The organism is Micromonospora musae (assembly GCF_003626545.1).
Lineage (GTDB): Bacteria > Actinomycetota > Actinomycetes > Mycobacteriales > Micromonosporaceae > Micromonospora > Micromonospora musae.
In genome coordinates this window covers 493,312-508,772 of the sequence record NZ_RAZS01000003.1, presented here as the reverse complement: position 1 = coordinate 508,772, position 15,461 = coordinate 493,312, and the positions used below count along the sequence as shown (strand labels likewise).

General features: G+C 72.9%; 17 protein-coding genes. 9 read left to right on the top strand and 8 right to left on the bottom strand.

The genetic code is table 11. The annotated features are described in order from the left end of the window. Positions 1 to 99 precede the first annotated feature (99 nt). From D7147_RS10440 to D7147_RS10420, 5 genes are all read left to right on the top strand, one after another. Complete coding sequence (locus tag D7147_RS10440) at positions 100 to 462, top strand: hypothetical protein (RefSeq protein ID WP_120676155.1); 363 nt, start codon at positions 100 to 102, stop codon at positions 460 to 462. 90 nt (positions 463 to 552) lie between these two features. After that, positions 553 to 1,851 carry a vanadium-dependent haloperoxidase gene (locus D7147_RS10435; protein WP_120676153.1) on the top strand — a complete coding sequence of 433 codons (1,299 nt, stop codon included), beginning with the start codon at positions 553 to 555 and terminating at the stop codon, positions 1,849 to 1,851. 211 nt (positions 1,852 to 2,062) lie between these two features. Beyond that, entirely contained in the window at positions 2,063 to 2,602 is a 540-nt protein-coding gene (locus D7147_RS10430; RefSeq protein ID WP_120676151.1) for a PadR family transcriptional regulator, read from the top strand. Next, the gene (locus tag D7147_RS10425) at positions 2,599 to 3,321 is read left to right on the top strand and encodes an ABC transporter ATP-binding protein (RefSeq protein ID WP_199716415.1); all 723 of its coding nucleotides are present in this window, start codon (positions 2,599 to 2,601) and stop codon (positions 3,319 to 3,321) included. Before D7147_RS10430 ends, D7147_RS10425 begins: the two co-directional genes overlap by 4 nt. Position 3,322: 1 nt before the next feature. Further along, positions 3,323 to 5,098, top strand: coding sequence for an ABC transporter permease (locus tag D7147_RS10420; RefSeq protein WP_120676149.1), 1,776 nt, complete (start codon positions 3,323 to 3,325; stop codon positions 5,096 to 5,098). Between the two features lie 74 nt (positions 5,099 to 5,172). On the opposite strand, the gene D7147_RS10415 is transcribed toward D7147_RS10420, so the two are convergent. The 4 genes from D7147_RS10415 to D7147_RS10400 all read right to left on the bottom strand — a co-directional run bounded on the left by D7147_RS10415 (position 5,173) and on the right by D7147_RS10400 (position 8,531). Continuing rightward, positions 5,173 to 5,754: a DinB family protein gene (locus D7147_RS10415; protein ID WP_120676147.1), complete on the bottom strand. Its 582-nt coding sequence runs from the start codon at positions 5,752 to 5,754 to the stop codon at positions 5,173 to 5,175. 108 nt (positions 5,755 to 5,862) lie between these two features. After that, positions 5,863 to 7,449 (bottom strand): metallophosphoesterase family protein, encoded by a 1,587-nt coding sequence (locus D7147_RS10410; protein ID WP_407663332.1) that lies wholly within the window; start codon positions 7,447 to 7,449, stop codon positions 5,863 to 5,865. Positions 7,450 to 7,611: 162 nt separating this feature from the next. Next, entirely contained in the window at positions 7,612 to 8,046 is a 435-nt protein-coding gene (locus D7147_RS10405) for a ChaB family protein (protein WP_233563070.1), read from the bottom strand. Positions 8,047 to 8,048: 2 nt separating this feature from the next. Then, on the bottom strand, positions 8,049 to 8,531 hold the full coding sequence (locus D7147_RS10400; protein ID WP_120676145.1) for a phage holin family protein: 483 nt from the start codon (positions 8,529 to 8,531) through the stop codon (positions 8,049 to 8,051). A gap of 164 nt (positions 8,532 to 8,695) precedes the next feature. On the opposite strand from D7147_RS10400, the gene D7147_RS10395 reads away from it, so the two are divergent. After that, positions 8,696 to 9,226, top strand: coding sequence for a MarR family winged helix-turn-helix transcriptional regulator (locus D7147_RS10395; RefSeq protein ID WP_120676143.1), 531 nt, complete (start codon positions 8,696 to 8,698; stop codon positions 9,224 to 9,226). A gap of 159 nt (positions 9,227 to 9,385) precedes the next feature. Continuing rightward, positions 9,386 to 10,120 (top strand): ATP-binding protein, encoded by a 735-nt coding sequence (locus D7147_RS10390; protein ID WP_120676141.1) that lies wholly within the window; start codon positions 9,386 to 9,388, stop codon positions 10,118 to 10,120. Between the two features lie 6 nt (positions 10,121 to 10,126). Here the strand turns inward: D7147_RS10390 and D7147_RS10385 are convergent, their stop codons facing one another. Together D7147_RS10385 and D7147_RS10380 are read right to left on the bottom strand one after the other, a co-directional pair. Next, positions 10,127 to 10,669 (bottom strand): cupin domain-containing protein, encoded by a 543-nt coding sequence (locus D7147_RS10385; protein WP_120676741.1) that lies wholly within the window; start codon positions 10,667 to 10,669, stop codon positions 10,127 to 10,129. Between the two features lie 55 nt (positions 10,670 to 10,724). Beyond that, entirely contained in the window at positions 10,725 to 11,321 is a 597-nt protein-coding gene (locus D7147_RS10380; RefSeq protein WP_158609336.1) for a DsbA family oxidoreductase, read from the bottom strand. Between the two features lie 198 nt (positions 11,322 to 11,519). Between D7147_RS10380 and D7147_RS10375 the strand changes: the two genes are divergently transcribed. Then, positions 11,520 to 12,182, top strand: a complete 663-nt coding sequence (locus D7147_RS10375) for a TetR/AcrR family transcriptional regulator (RefSeq protein ID WP_120676139.1) — start codon at positions 11,520 to 11,522, stop codon at positions 12,180 to 12,182. 71 nt (positions 12,183 to 12,253) lie between these two features. Here D7147_RS10375 and D7147_RS10370 read toward each other — a convergent pair whose 3' ends face one another. Next, a complete protein-coding gene (locus D7147_RS10370; protein WP_120676137.1) occupies positions 12,254 to 12,859 on the bottom strand; it encodes a TetR/AcrR family transcriptional regulator in 606 nt (201 codons plus the stop codon). Positions 12,860 to 12,956: 97 nt separating this feature from the next. After that, positions 12,957 to 14,060, bottom strand: coding sequence for an aldo/keto reductase (locus D7147_RS10365; protein ID WP_120676135.1), 1,104 nt, complete (start codon positions 14,058 to 14,060; stop codon positions 12,957 to 12,959). Between the two features lie 165 nt (positions 14,061 to 14,225). On the opposite strand from D7147_RS10365, the gene D7147_RS10360 reads away from it, so the two are divergent. Beyond that, entirely contained in the window at positions 14,226 to 15,452 is a 1,227-nt protein-coding gene (locus tag D7147_RS10360; RefSeq protein ID WP_120676133.1) for a hypothetical protein, read from the top strand. The last annotated feature ends 9 nt before the right edge of the window (positions 15,453 to 15,461 follow it).

Below are 15,461 nucleotides of genomic sequence, written 5' to 3'. Positions count from 1 at the left end.
GGCGGGCCGTCCCGCCACGGTGCGACGGCGTGGTGACGCCACAGAGACGGCGGCCGAGGACCATCGGCTACACGGCCTCTCCACCCCCAGGGAGGAAAGATGGACTCCGTCATCCTGCCCGAGCTGCCCACCTACCTCTTCGCTCCCAACCTCGCCGGCGTCCTGTCGTTGGCGGTCACCTTCCTGCTACCGCTGGTCGCCGCCCTCTTCATGCGCACCTCCTGGTCGGCCTTCCGCAAAGGACTCGTCCTGCTGCTCGTGTCGGCGGTGAAGACCTTCCTCGAGGCGTGGCTGGTCGCCGTCGAGGCGGAGGGTGCCTTCCACGTCGGCGAGACGGCGTACGCGGTGGTGGTGAACTTCGGCCTGGCGGTCGTCTTCTACGCCGGGCTGCTGCGGAACACGTCGGTCCAGCAGGCGGTCATCAGCCGCGGCCCGGTCAAGGAGCAAGCCACGGCTGGCTGACCACAGTAGAATCCGGTGCTAAAGTCGACATCCGTCGATGTCTGACCATCGGCGGCCACCCGACCGCAGCACCGACCCTGGGAGCGCCCCATGTCGAGCCGCCCGACGCGCCGGAGCCTCTGGTCCCGCCTCCTCCCCGCCTCCGTCGCGCTCGGCACGCTGATCGCGTCCACCGCGTCCGGACCGGCGGCCACCGCCTCGACCGGAGCCGCCGGCACCGGCACGACCAACCCGGTCGTCGTCTGGGACGCCAACGCCCAGACGGCGATCTGGGACGTCGCGGCGCAGCAGCCGAACGAGCAGGTACGCAGCTTCGCGATGGTGAACGGCGCCGTCTACGACGCGGTCAACGCGATCGCGGGCACGCCCTACCAGCCGTACCTGCTCGCGCCCGCGGCCCGGGGCACCGAGTCGATACAGGCCGCCGTCGCCACCGCCGCGCACGGCGTGCTCAGCGCCCTCTTCCCCGCCCAGCAGGAGCGGCTCCGGACGCAGTACGACGAGGCGCTCGCCGCGATCCCCGACGGGCCGTCGAAGCGCGGCGGCGTCCGGGTCGGGGCCCGGGCAGCGGACGCGATGGTCGCCGCGCGGCAGGACGACGGCGCGTTCGGCGACCAGCAGTGGACGAACGGGACCGAGCCGGGCCAGTGGCGTCCCACGCCGCCGCTCTTCCTGTCCCAGGGCGCCTGGACTGGGCACATGCGCCCGTTCCTGCTCCCCCGCGCGTCGCTGTTCCGCACGCCGGGCCCGCCGCCGCTGACCAGCTGGGCGTACGCCCGCGACGTCGCCGAGGTCGCCGAGGTCGGCTCGGCGTCGAGCACGGTGCGCACCCAGGACCAGACCGAGGCGGCGCTCTGGTGGCACGACCGACGGTCGGCCAACTGGGAGATCAAGCGTCAACTCGCCACCACCCAGCGGCTGAACGCCCTACAGACCGCCCGCTTCTTCGCGATGACCGACCTCGTCGTGGCCGACTCAGGGGTGGCCTGCTTCAGCCAGAAGGAGCACTGGAGCTACTGGCGGCCGGTCACCGCCATCCAGCAGGCCGACGCCGACGGCAACCCCGCGACGGCGGCGGATCCGGGCTGGACGCCGCTGCTCGTCACGCCGCCCTTCCCCGAGTACCCGTCCGGCCACGCCTGCGGCACCGGCGCGCGGATGTCGCTGTACCGGCACTTCTTCGGCCGGGACGACGTGGCGTTCAGCGGCTCCAGCGCGGACTCCGGCACGACGCGGCACTTCGGGAGCTTCTCCGAGGCGCTCGACGAACTCATCGGCGCCCGCGTCTGGGGCGGCGTCCACTTCCGCAGCGCCGACGTCGACGGCGCGGCGCTCGGTGAAGCCGTCTTCCGCTACGCGGTGCGGCACCACTTTCGTCCGCTGAGGTAACCCGGCCCGACGGCCTGACCTTCGACACCCGCCCTGCCGGCAAGGAGCGCCGGCAGGGCGGGTGTCGTGCGGATTCGTCCGTCTCCGCCGCACGTCCGGTGTGCCGAACTCCTCCGCCGATCGCCATCGCCATCCCGCGCGCCCCGCCGCCGGAGGTTGACAGCGCCATGGCTAGCGGTTATCTATTGTTGATCTACAGAGGGGTGCCCGCGTGCAGGACGTGGTACTGGCCATGCTGGCGAAGGAGCCGGCGTACGGGTACGAGCTGCGCAGCCGGATGCGGGGCGCGCTCGGGCCGCTCGGCGAGGCGATGAACGACGGGCAGATCTACGTGACGCTGACTCGGCTGACGAAGGCGGGCCTGGTGACCTCGCAGCTCGCCGACGGCCTGCCGGATCGTCCGGCCCGCCGCGTCTACGCGCTGACACCGGCCGGGCAGCAGCGGGTCACCGCCTGGCTGACCGAGGTGAGCTGGCCGAAGCCGGACCTCACCGAGTTCCACCTGAAGCTGGTGGCTGCCGCTGCCGCACGGCTGGCCGATCCGGTGGCGCTGGTCGACGCGCAGCGGCGCGAGGTGCTGCGCCGGTTGCGGGACGCCCAGCGGGCCGCGCTGGCGCGTTCGGTGGACCCGGTCGCCGGGCTGTTGCTGGAGGGGGTCGTGCTCCGGCTCCGCGCCGACCTGGAGTGGCTGGAGGCGTGCGAGCGCATGTGGACCGGGCGTGATCGGACCGAACGGAAGGCGGGGGCGTGACCGGATCGACGGTGCTGGCAGCACGCGGACTGAACAAATGGTACGGACGGGACAGCGGGCTGGTGCGCGCGGTCGACGAGGTCGACCTGGACGTGCCGGCTGGGCAGGCCGTCGCGATCATGGGGCCCAGCGGTTGCGGCAAGTCGAGCCTGCTGCATCTGCTCGGCGGGCTGCAACGCCCGAGCGACGGCGAGGTGTGGCTGGCGGGCCGCCGGATCGACACCCTGAGCGAAGGCGCGCTGGCCCGGCTGCGGCGCGACAGCGTCGGCTTCGTCTTCCAGTCCTTCCACCTCATGGACGAGCTCACCGCGGTGGAGAACGTCGAGTTGGCCGCGTTGCTGGCCGGTCAGTCACCCCGCCGGGCCCGTCGGCGGGCCCTGGAGCTGCTGGACCGCGTCGGGCTCGCCGACCGGGCGACGCACCTGCCCTCGGCGTTGTCCGGCGGGCAGCGCCAACGGGTCGCCATCGCCCGGGCGCTGAGCAACGAGCCGCTGGTCGTACTCGCCGACGAGCCCACCGGGAACCTCGACAGCGCGGCCACCGTCGAGGTGTTGCGGTTGTTCGAGGAGCTGCGGGTCGCGGGGCAGACGTTGGTGGTGGTCACCCACGACGCGCGCATCGCCGCCGTCGCCGACCGGGTGATCTCCATGCGGGACGGATCGTTCGCCGACGACAGCTGGCTCGCCGGCACCGGCACGATCTACGGCGGAGGGCGCTGAGGTGGGCGGACGTCTGCTGCTCGTGTGCCGGCTGCTGGTACGGGACCTGCGTCGGCGCCGCGCCGAGACCGTGCTGCTGCTGCTCGCGATCAGCGCCGCGACCGCGACGCTCACCCTCGGTCTCGCCCTGGACAACGCGCTCGCCGAGCCGTACGAGCGGACCCGGGCCGCGACCGCGGGCCCCGACGTGGTGGCGACGCCGGTCACGACGGGCCCGGGGGCGCTGGCCGCTCTCACGCCGCTGGCCACCGCCCCCGGCGTCACCGCACGGAGCGGGCCGTACCCGATGGCCTATCTGATGATGACCGCCCACGGCAGAACCGTGCAGACGGTCGTCCAGGGGCGGGACACCTCCCCGGCGGCGCTCGACCGGCCGGCCGTGACCAGCGGAACCTGGGTACGCCCCGGTGGCGTGGTCGTCGAACCCACCTTCGCCAACGCCCTCGGCCTGCACACCGGCGACACCGTCGAGGTCAACGGTCACCCGCTGGAGGTGGTGGGGACCGCGGTCACCGCCGCCCGAGCCGTCTACCCGCGCGCCGACTGGCGCTTCCCGGGCAGCATCCTGATCCAGAGCTCCGGTCTCGTCTGGGTCGACAGTAGCCAGATCGGCGCGCTCGCCGGTGGCCAGCGACTGTCCTACACCATGAATCTCAAACTGGCCGACCCGCACGCCAGCACCTCCTTCCGCAACAAGATCAGAGGCGGGGTCGAATACCGCAGCTGGAAGGCGATCGCCGAGGCGGACGGCAAGCTCGTCCGCAAGGCGCACACGGCCCTGCTCCTCGGCAGCTGGCTGCTCACCATGCTCGCGGTGGCCAGCGTCGCCAGCATCGTCGCCGGCCGCATCGTCGAGCAACGTCGCCGGGTGGGGCTACTCAAAGCCGTCGGCGCCGGACCAGCGATGATCGCGGCCGTCCATCTCGCCGAGTACCTGGTGATCGGGCTCGCCGCCGCCGGCGTCGGTTTGGCCGCCGGTTGGCTCGCCGCCCCCGCGCTGACCAACCCTGGCGCCGGACTCCTCGGCTCCACCGGCGTTCACCCACCCGCACTGCGTACGGTGGTCACGGTCACCGCCCTCGCGCTCGCCATCGCCGCCGCGGCGACGCTGACGCCCGTACTGCGCGCCGCGACCACCGACACCGTCGACGCGCTGGCCGACGCCGCCACCCCACCGCGTCGCCGCGGGTGGCGCGTCTGGCTGTCCCGCCGGATGCCCACCGCTCTGCTTCTCGGGGTACGCGTCAACGCCCGCCGCCCCCGCCGCGCCCGGCTCGTCATGGTGAACACCCTGATCACCACGACCGCGCTCGCCGCCCTGCTCATGGGCCTGGCACAGGACCGGCAGGTCAAGCTCGGCGAATCGGAGCTGGCCGACCCCCAGGACACCCGCACCCTCCAGGCGATGCTCCTCGTCGTCGGCGTGCTCTGCCTCCTCGCGCTCATCAACGCGATCGTGAGCACCTGGACCGCGGTCCTCGACGCCCGCCACCCCCTGGCCGTCGCCCGCGCGCTCGGCGCCACCCCCGGGGAGGTCACCGTGGGCATGGCGGTGGCGCAGCTCCTTCCCGCGACACCCGGCGTCGCCCTCGGGATCCCGGCCGGCATCGGGCTGTTCCTGACCGTCTCCGCGGGGGAGATCCGGTACGCGCCCGCCTCCTGGATGCTCGGCGTGGCGCTCGCGGTCCTGCTCGCCGTCGCCGTGCTCACCGCGATCCCCGCCGTGCTCACCGCCCGGCGTCCGGTCGCGGACACCCTCCACTCCGCACCGGCCTGACGGCAGGTGAATCGGGACGTGCGGACGCCGGGGCCCGTCCGGCCACCGGGCGGGCCCCGCGCAGGGCCGCTCGGCTACTGGCCGATACGTCCGTCGATCCGCTCGCGCAGCAGGTCGACGTGGCCCATGTGGCGACCGTACTCCCAGACCATTCCGACGAGCATCTCGCGCAGCGACGTCGCCCCGCCACCGCTGCCGTGCTGGTTCAGGGGGTCCTCGGCGGTGATGTCGAGACTGGGCGCCTCGGCCACGAACCGGTTCGCGAAGTCCACCTCCGCCCGCCACGCGTCCCACGCCTCGGCGACCACCCGCGGATCGGCGACGGCGCCGTCGAAGTCACCGTCCCGGTCGGTGTCGGAGCAGTACAACTTCGGCACGTCCTGACCCGCCATCAGCACCCGGAACGTCGCCCGCTCCACCTCGGCGAGGTGCCGCACCAACCCCAGCAACGACATCGTCGACGGCGGCACGGATCGCCGGGCCATCGCCTCCGCGTCGAGACCCTCGCACTTCATCTCCAACGTGAGCCGCGCGAAGCGGAGAGTCTCGACCAGCGTGGTGCGCTCGTCGCCCAACGTCGGTCCGTTCTCCCGTGGGTCGTCGTCGGAGGGCTTGCCGTCGGCGGTGAACATGTCGGCGCGTCGAGTGGTGGCCATGCCCGCATCATCGGTGACGCCACAGCTGCCGGCCACACGTTTTTCGGGCGCTCATGGACGTCCACGGAGCACGCCGTGCGCGCTGGACCGGTCTGCGGAGGCGGGCGGTCAGTCCGAACGGGCACCGGCTGGCGGGGGCGTCGTCGCAGCCGGCACGGGCGTCTCGGGTGCCGCACCGCCGGCCCCGGCCCCGGCCCCGGCGACGTCCGCCGGAACGTCCGGATCGATCACCTGCCGGTCCAGACTCACCTGAGCCAGGCCGGTGCCGCCCACCCGGATGTCGTCGTACGCCTCGAGGCGGTGGTTCGGACCGAGGTAGAGGACGGACATGGCCAACGGGGTGGGCTCCTCCCCCTGCAGCCCGCGCAGGCCCGCCCCGCCGGTGGAGCCCTGCACGGCGAGCCGACTACCGGGCTCGCCCTCGGGCCCGGGCAACATCCGGACCTCCCGCTGGTGGGTGTGTCCGGCGAGGATCAGCGGCGCGGTCCCGGCGAGCGGGTCGGCGGAGGCCGGGTCGTGCACGAGGGCGATGTCGACCGGGGCGCCGGCGGCGCGGATGGTGTCGGCGAGCCGCTGGCCGGAGCCCGGGAGACTCGTCGGCCCCTCGTCCCACGGGCCGCCCTCCTGCTCCTGCTTGTCCGGGGTGAACCGCGGGTCGCCGATCCCGGCGATGCGCACGCTCGACACGCTGGTGATCGAGTTGTCCAGCACGACGGCGTTCGGCTGCCCGGCGACGGCCTGGGCGGTACGGGGCGAGTCGTGGTTGCCGCGGATGTAGACGTAGGGCACCTTGAGCTGGCCGATCATCGACACGTAGGAGGTCTCCGGTTCGCTGCCCCAGTCGGTGATGTCGCCGGTGTCGATGACGAGGTCGATGTCGAACTGCTCGACCACGGTCTTGATCACCGGCCAGACGGCCGGGTTGAGGTGCAGGTCGGAGACGTGCAGGATCCGAGTGGTGTCGGCGGACGCCTCGTAGACGGGCAGGCTCGACATGGTGCCGTAGAGCTTGCTGACGTTGCCGACGAGCCGTTGCAGCTGGTCGGCGTACCGGGTGTAGTCGTCGGCGATCCGGCGAGCGTCGCCGACCAGTGCCGGCGCGTTGACTAGGAGCCCTTCGTAGCGTGGCTCGGCGACCGCGGCGGGTCGTACGGTGAGCGCCGCGGCGCCCAGGGCGCCGCCGGTGACGGCGAGGGCGAGGGTTCCCGCCCAGGCCGTCCGGCGGGTGGAGCGGAAGGTCAGCGCGGCGAGCAGCATGGTGCCCAGCACGGACGCGGCGACGGTGCGCAGGCCCAGCCGGAGCAGGGCGTCGCGGATGTCGCTCGGCGCGGAGGCTCCGGCCGCGGCCAGCCCGCCCGGTTCGTGGATCAGCGCCTCGGCGCGCTTCTGGTCGAGGGAGTCGAGGCGGGCGGTGAGCCGGGCCGGTCCGGAGTGGCTGTCCAGGAAGAGCGAGCCCAGCGGTGGGACGGCGATCTCGCTGCCGCCGTCGGTCGACGGACTGAGCCGGAACTCCACTCGGAGCGGACCGACGTCCCCGGTGACCCGGCCGCCGAGCATGGTGCCGCCGGTCACGCCGACGAGAGTCACGATGATCATGGCGAGGGCCACCAGTCCTCGCCGCGCCCAGCGGGCAGCGCTTGCCGTCACGGCTCCCCACCCCTCCCCCGAGACCGAAACATGCAAGGATGCACGTATTCGTGGGGGCCAAGGGTACGCCGGGTGACCGGCTACTGACGAACGTCGGAGCGCTGGCCCGGCGGCCTCCGGATCACCGCCTCCGCTGCCGCCGCAGGGGCCGACCGCCCCGCGGTCGAGGCACGGTGCCGACCGGCGCTGCGCAGGCCGGGACGGCCGTGTTCAGCGCCGGCGGGCGCGTGCGGTGGCCCGAGCGTTGGCCTTCTCGATCGCCCGGACCAGGTCGCCCTTCCCCAAGCGCTGCGGATCCTCGACGCCCACCCGTCGGGCCACGTCCTCGAGGTGGTCCCGGCTCGCGTTGGCGTCCACCCCCTGGGCGGTGGGGCGGGTGCGGTCGCGCGACGCCGGCGTGCCCTGCTCGGCCTGCGGATCGGAGGGGCCGGGCCGCTCCTTGGGCTCCCAGTGGTCGCCCACCTTCTCGTGGGTGTGCTTCAGCGACGCGTACGCCGTGCGGTGCGCCCGCTCGCCGTCGCCGTAGGTCTCCTCGGCCGACTCCAGCGTCTTCTTGTAGGTGCGCACCGCCTTGTCGTCCGAACGGGCGATCGTCGACGGCACGTCGTCGCGCATCTCCTCTGCCTGTTCGTGCTTGTCCGCCATGTTCAGGCCTCGTTCCGTCCGTCGGCCCCGCCGCCGCGAGCGCCGCCCAGGGCCTGGCGGGCGGCCGCCGAGCCGGCGGGCACCACGGCACCGGCCGTCGCCGACACGGCCTCGCGCATCTCGTCGGCCACCCGCCCCGAGCTGTCGCCGGCCGCGCTCAGCTGCTGCAGTCCGAGCCGGCCCAGGACCACGGCCGCGGTGAGGTAGCCGGAGGCCAGGCCGGCCACGGCGAGCCGACGGGGCAGGAACGTCTCCAGCGCGCGCAGCACGGTGGTCGACGCCGCGCCGACACCCAGCATGAGGCAACCGCCGGCCGCCGCCAGCAGGACGATGCCGGCGCCGGCCGGTCGGGCGGCCTGGGTGAGCTGGTGGCGGACCGCGTTCATCTCCTCGCGGACGACCTCGGTGATCTCCTCCGCGAAGCGCCCGGCGGGGTTGCCCGTCCGGTCGCCGCGGCCGGGTTGCTCGGAAGCCGCGCCTGCCATGGTGTCCTCCCCGCTGCTCGCTGCCGACGCGGCTTCGTACCCCGGTTCCTCCGCGGCACACCGGGCAGCCCGTCGGCAACGCCCGACGGTGTCGGCCGGCGGGGTGTTACCGACCGGCGAATCCCCGTCATCCCGTTTCTTGCTGCCGTGCAATCATTGCCACCATGGCGTCGACCGTGCTCCCCGCGAGTACGTCCACGGGCCCCGAGACCGGGCTGGTCGAGAGCCTGGCCGCGTTGAGTCGGGCGCTCGTCGGCATCACCACCCGCAGCCTCGCCTCGCTGGACGTGGACCTCACGCTCTCCCAGTACCGGGCGATCGTGGTGCTCGCGTCGCAAGGGCCGTTACGGACCGTCGATCTCGCCGCGGCCCTGCACGTGCACCCGTCGACCGCGACCCGCACCTGCGACCGGCTGGTACGCCGTGGCCTCGTGGCCCGACACCACAGCGAGGCCGACCGGCGGGTCTCCTGGCTGGGTCTGACCGCGAGCGGAAAGGAGCTCGTGGGTGAGGTGATGCGGCGGCGCACCGAGCAGATCCGCGAGCTGGTGAACAGCCCGCAGACCACCGCGGCCGCCAACCTCGCCGAGCTGGTCGAGGCGTTGGTCGTCGCGGCCGGGGAGCCGACCGAGCGGCAGTGGTGGCAGCAGTGGGAACGCTGCACGGAGGAAGCGGTTGGCGCGGGCGGCTGTTGAGCCGCACCCTCGCTCCCCGGTTACCTGCACGGGTACAGGTATCGTACGGGCATCGTTCGCTCGCAGCATGTCGCGAATTCGATCGGGAGGCACGGTGTCCGGCTCCATCGCCACGGCGTCCTCGCCAGGGGCCAGTGAGCACCGAACGCAGTCGCGCACATGACCGAGGTCGCGCTCGCCTGGTCGGTGCGGCGGGACTTCACCGCCGGTTCGACCACCGTCCGCCCCGGAGCGGGCCGGCCTGATCAGGGACTGATCGCGCTGCTGGACGACGCCGACCTCGACGCCCCGCTGAGCCTGATCGTCGACTTCGCGGAGGTACCGGAGAGCGCCCTCGAGACGGTCTCCTCGCTGCTGGCCGGCTGGGCCGCGGCGCGCCGGGCCGGACCGGAGCTGCTGCTGGCGGTCGGCCCGGACACTCCCGCCGGGCGGCTCCTGTCGGCTCTGCTGGGCCGGCAGGCCATCCTCTCCGCGCAGCCGGCCACGGCGACCCGGGCTCTTGCCACCTCGGGCCGGGCGCACCGCTACCTGACCAACGACCGGCGCTCACCGGCTGCAGGCCGCCGCCTCGTCACCGACTGCTGCCGCTCCTGGGGGCTCGACGCGATCGCCGACCAGGCGTCGGTGGTCGTCTCCGAGCTGGTCAGCAACGCGGTCCAGCACGCGGGCAGCGACCTCGATCTCACCGTCGCCCACGTCGACGGGGTGCTGCGGCTGAGCGTCCGGGACCGGACGGCGCATCCTCCGCTCGCGGCGGCGGCAACTGCCGAGGGGGTGCTCGGCGAGCGCGGCCGGGGCCTGCCGATCATTCAGGCGCTCGCCGCGAGCTGGGGCTTCCTCACCTTCGCCGACGGCAAGACCGTCTGGGCCACGGTGGACGCCGGGCCGGTGTGAGACGCGTCAGTCCACCGTCGCCCGCGGGTGGCGCAGTCCGTGCCGCGCCACGACGTCGTCGAGCCAGTCGGGCGTGCCGTAGGTCAGGCCGTACTTCGCGGCGAGTTCGCCGAACTCGGTGGTGTCGCGCATGCTCACACCGGCCGGCGGCTCGACGGCGGTGAAGAGCTCGCTGAGCTCCCGGAAGTAGTTCTCGAAACCACCGGGCGTGATCACCTCGATGATGCGGCCGGGCACTGTGCCCGCGTTCCACATCGCGTGCATCTGACCGCGTGGTTTGGTGATGTATCCACCAGGGCCGAGGACGACCTCGTCGGCGTCGGACCGGAACCCGATCTCGCCGGCCAACACGATGGAGTGCTCGTCCTCGCGGCTGTGGCGGTGCGGCATGGTGATCGTGCCGACGGCGAACGGATGCTCGACGATCGCCACCTGACCGCCGTTGTCGCGGCTGTGGAGCTTGAAGACGGCGCCGAACCCCGGAATGTCGACGGACTCGCCGCCGCCGGGGGGCACCACCCGCACTTCGGGGGCGTTGCTCACCTCCATCGACATCTCCTCTCCCGTAGCGGGCACCTGCACCTGTCGAGGTGACCGGCCGGCGTCACGCACGGCTGATCGCCTTCTCGGCGAGCCGTTCGAACTCCGCTTGTGGCAGGAGACCCGACACCACTTCACCCCCGATGAGCCAGGTCGGCGTCGCCCGTACGCCGAGGCGGACGCCGAGCGACTCGGACTCGGCGAGGGCGGCCAGCGCGGTGCCGTCGTCCAACGCGGCGCGGAGGGCCTCGAGGTCGACGCCGACCCGGCCGGCGTGCTGCTCGACGACCGCCCGGTCGCCGATCTCCTCGCCGTGCACGAAGCGCGCGGCGAACAGCGCCTTGTTGAAGTCGCCGGAGACGGCCGGCTGGTGGAGACGGATCCATTCCGCGGCGGCCAGCGCCCGGCGTGTGTTGGGCAGTCGCTCGGGCCAGTTCAGGGCGAGGCCGGCTGCGGCCGCTTCGCGCTCGAGGGCCGCGTACATCGGTCCGTTCCGCGGCCCGGCTTCGACGCCGCCGTCGGGGATCTCGGGGTGGATCTGGAACGGCAGGTGCACGACGTCCAGGCCGCGCCGTTCGAGGATGTCGTCGCGCTGCTGCCCGACGTAGCAGAACGGGCAGATGAAGTCGAACCAATGCAGGACGGAAACGCTCGGTTCCACGTCGGCTCCCTTGCCATCGCGAGTCGGTCGGCCGGCGGGTCGAGGGCTCGCGGTTGTTTCGTTACAGCAAATGACTGTAACTAGTCGGGCCTCGGTCGCCCAGTCCGGCCGGCCTGCCGGACCGGTGTTCCGTGTTACAGTCACTGGCTGTAACGAATCCCGCGCCCCGCGCTGACCGTCGCTGTCCCGAGGTGAACCATGGCTCGAAGACGACCACCGGGCGAACCGGTCCGGGACGGTGGACCCGGCGGCGGCGAAGCCGCGCACCCCGGCGGCCGACCCCGGGACGCCGCCATCGACGAGGCGATCATCCTGGCCACCCGCGAGCGTCTGGTGCGCGACGGCTACGCGAAGATGACGATCGGTGACATCGTCGCCGACGCCAAGGTCACCAGACCCACGCTCTACCGTCGCTGGAGGAACAAGTTCGACCTGGTGGTCGACGCGCTGGACTACGGATTCCGCCGACAGCGCGAGATGTACGTGGTCGACCTCTCGGAGCTAACGCCGCGTAATGCGCTCGTCGAGGCGGTCCGCCGGCTCGACCCGGCCTACTTCAACCCGGACGCCATGGTGCTGATGGGCAACTTCGCCGGCGAGGCGCGCCGCACGCCCGAACTGCTCGAGATCCTGCGACGGCATGCAGTCGAACCCCGCGTCGCCCTCGTCGAGGAGGTGCTGAAGCAGCTACGGGAGCGTGCCGCAATCAGGGCCGACCTCGACACCCGCGTCATCGCCATGATGTGCTTCGGCAGCTACTTCGCCGCCTTCTACGCCGGAGAGCCGAAGGAACGACTCCCTGAACGCGTGGTGGCGGTGCTGTGGCCGGCCATCGCCTCGGCGCGACCGCCGGTCGGCTGAGCCCGGGCCCGTCACGCCGCGCCCCCGGAACGGGGCGGGGCCGCATCGACCCCGAGCGGCGCCCGAGCCCGTCAGGAGCCAGGGCGCGGCGGCCGCAGCCCGTCGATGGTGAGGTCGAGGGCGGCCTGGAGGTGGTCGATCCGCCCGGTCGAGAGCAGCAGGAGCACGCCACCCTGGATACCGGCCAGCAGGGCCGCCGCCGCCCGTTCGGCGTCCACCTCGGCGGTCATCTCACCTGTCGACTGCATGTGCCGGATGCCGACGACGATCGCGTCCTCCCAGCGCCGCATCAGCCCCACGATCACGGCCCGGGCGCCCGGTGCCCGGCGGCCCGTCTGGCCGAGCAGGCCGTTGAGCGGGCAGGTGTCGCCCTGCTCCTGGTAGCGCGAGATCAACCGGTCCCGCCACGCCTGCCACGCGGCCCAGGAGGTGAGGTTGCCGAGCATCGGTTGCTGGTCGCAGAGCACCTGGTCGGCCTCGTGCTCGGCCACCGCGAAGAGCAGCTCCTCCTTGCCATCCGGGAAGTAGTGGAAGAGCTGGCTCTTGCTGACGGCGGTGCGGGCCATCACGTCCTCGAGGCGGACCTCGTCGACGCCGCGCTCGCGTACCTCGGCGGCCGCGCCGGCGACGATCCGGGCGCGGGTCGCCTCGCCCTTGCTGGTCAGCGAACGCGCCATGCGGCCTCCTCGGGGATGTGCAGGTCAACGGTAGGTCACAACGGGCGCCGGCGGCGGGGCGGGCGAAACGTCCGGTCGCCCCGCCGCGCAACAGCCGTCAGGCGGCCGGCCGGGCGGCGCCGTTGAAGACCGGCGGCGCGTACCCGGCCGGCTTGTCGCCGATCTCCAGCCCTGGGTTGACGATCCAGGACTGGTACTGCGGCGTGAACATCGAGTAGTGGCCGGGCAGCGGCTCGGCGCTGGCCTCCTCGAGCCGGGCCCGCAGCTCGCCCGGGATCTCGAAGTCGAGCGCGGCCAGGTTGCCGTCGACCTGCTCCGGGCTGCTCGCGCCGATGATCACGGAGCCGACGGCGGGCTGGGTGGCCACCCAGTTGATCGCCACCTGGGCCATGCTCCGACCCAGCTCGGTGGCGACGCCGTCGAGCGCGTCGATCACCCGCCAGTCACGGTCGCTGACCGGACGCCCGTTCGCACTGTCGCCGCCGTCGAGTCGTCCCGTACCCGCCAGGCCGTCCGCCGTCCGGCGGTACTTTCCGCTGAGCAGCCCGCCGGCGATCGGACTCCACGCCGTGAGGCCCATGCCCAGGGACTGCGCCATCGGCAGGTATTCCGGCTCGATCCCGCGCGCGATCAGGGAGTACGGCAGTTGCAGGTTGATCATCGGGGTCAGGCCGTGCGCCTCGGCGTAACTCTGGGCCCGGGCGGCGTACCAGGCCGGTACGTCGGAGAGCCCGGCGTAGCGGATCTTGCCGGCGCGTACCAGGTCGTCGAAGGTGCGCACGACCTCCTCGACCGGGGTGATCCGGTCCCAGGTGTGCAGCAGGTAGAGGTCGAGGTAGTCGGTGCCGAGCCTGCTCAGCGACGCCTCCAGCGCGCGGATCAGGTGTTTGCGGCCGTTGCCGCTGGCGTTGGGGTCCCCGGGGTCGGTGCTGTTGGTGAACTTACTGGTCAGCACCAGCCGGTCCCGGACACCGGCGGAAGTGATCAACCGGCCGAGGATCCGCTCGCTCTCCCCGGCGGTGTAGAAGTCGGCCGTGTCGATGAAGTTGCCGCCCGCCTCCAGGTAACGCCGGAAGATCGGTTCGGCCTCCGCCTCGGTCTTGCCGTACGCGGCGTGGAAGCCCGCGGTGCCGAAGTTCATCGTGCCGAGCGCGAGCCGGCTGACCCGCAGCCCGGAGCGGCCGAGCAGGTAGTAGTGCATCGTCTGGTACTCCAGTCGCCTTGTCCGCCAGATTCGTCGGCGGCCGCAACGGTCCGCCGGAGCACACTGTGGCTCGGCAAAATTGGACCGGCAAGTCCAGAAGATCGGTCCCGGCTCGGCCCGTCCCGCTGCCGCCCGACCGGCGGCGGTGGGAGAACATGGATCATGCTCGACGGACTCGACGACATCGAGTGGCGGCGACTCGGCCACGCCTACGGGGCGGCCGACGACGTGCCCGACCTGATCCGCGCCCTGCGCTCGCCCGACCCGGCGACCCGCGACGACGCCCTCGGCACCCTCTACACCACGGTGTACCACCAGGGCAGCCGGTACCAGGCCAGCGCGTACGCGGTGCCGTTCCTGCTCGAACTCCTCGCCGACCCGGCCACCCCGGACCGGCCCGCGCTCCTCGCCCTGGTCACCTCGCTGGCGATCGGCCCCGACGAGGCCGTCCTGCCCGACGGGTTCCCGATCGGGGCATACCGCCGAACCGCCGAGGGCGGGCGGGAGCTGCTCGCCGCCAAACCCGCACCGTGGACCGGTGTGGACGAAACCGCCAAGGAGTACGTCGAGTACGCGTACGTCGAGTCCCTCGACGCGGCCGAGCGGGATCGGCTGTGGGCGTACATCGACGTGGCGGTCTACGACGCCGCGCTCGCCGGAGTCCCGCTCTTGCGCGACCTGCTGGACGACTCCGATCCGTGGGTGCGCGTCGGGTCGGCGTACGCGCTCGCTTGGTTTCCCGAGGAGGCTGCCGGCAGCCTGCCCGCGCTGGCCCGCGCGACTCAGACCGCACCGGTGACCGGCGCGGGGGCGGTCGAGGTCGCCACCCTGCTCATCGCCTCCGGGCTGCTCGGCGCCGCACCGGACCACCGGTCGCTCGCCGCCCCACACCCGGTGGTCCGCTGCGGCGCCGCGATCGGACGTGCCCGGGTGCGGGGCCCGGAGACCGACCCCGAGGCGGTCGAGGAGCTGCTGGCCTGGGCCGCCGCCCCGCCCACCGGCGCGGACGACCCGACGGACGGCGGCTGGGTGCCGTTCCTCGGTGGTGACCTGAGCGGGTACGCGGGTCTCGCCCTGCGGCAGCTCGGTCCCCGGCACGCGGACCGCGCCTTCGACGCGCTGACCGGCCGGCTGCCCACGGTCAGTGGAGACCAGTCGCTGACCGTGCTGGGCGAGGCGCTCCGGATGGCGTTCCCCGACGGGCCCCTGCCGCCGGGTACACCGGGAGCGGGGTTGACGCCCCGGCAACGGCGACTCGCCGAGGTGCTGAGCCGCTCCCCCGAGCCCTGGCTCATCGACGGGCAGGAGTTCGGCAACGTGGCCATGCTCGTCGAGGAGTACGGGCTGCCGGACGACCGGACGGCCCTGACCGCGTACCTGACCACGTAGCAGCCGCCG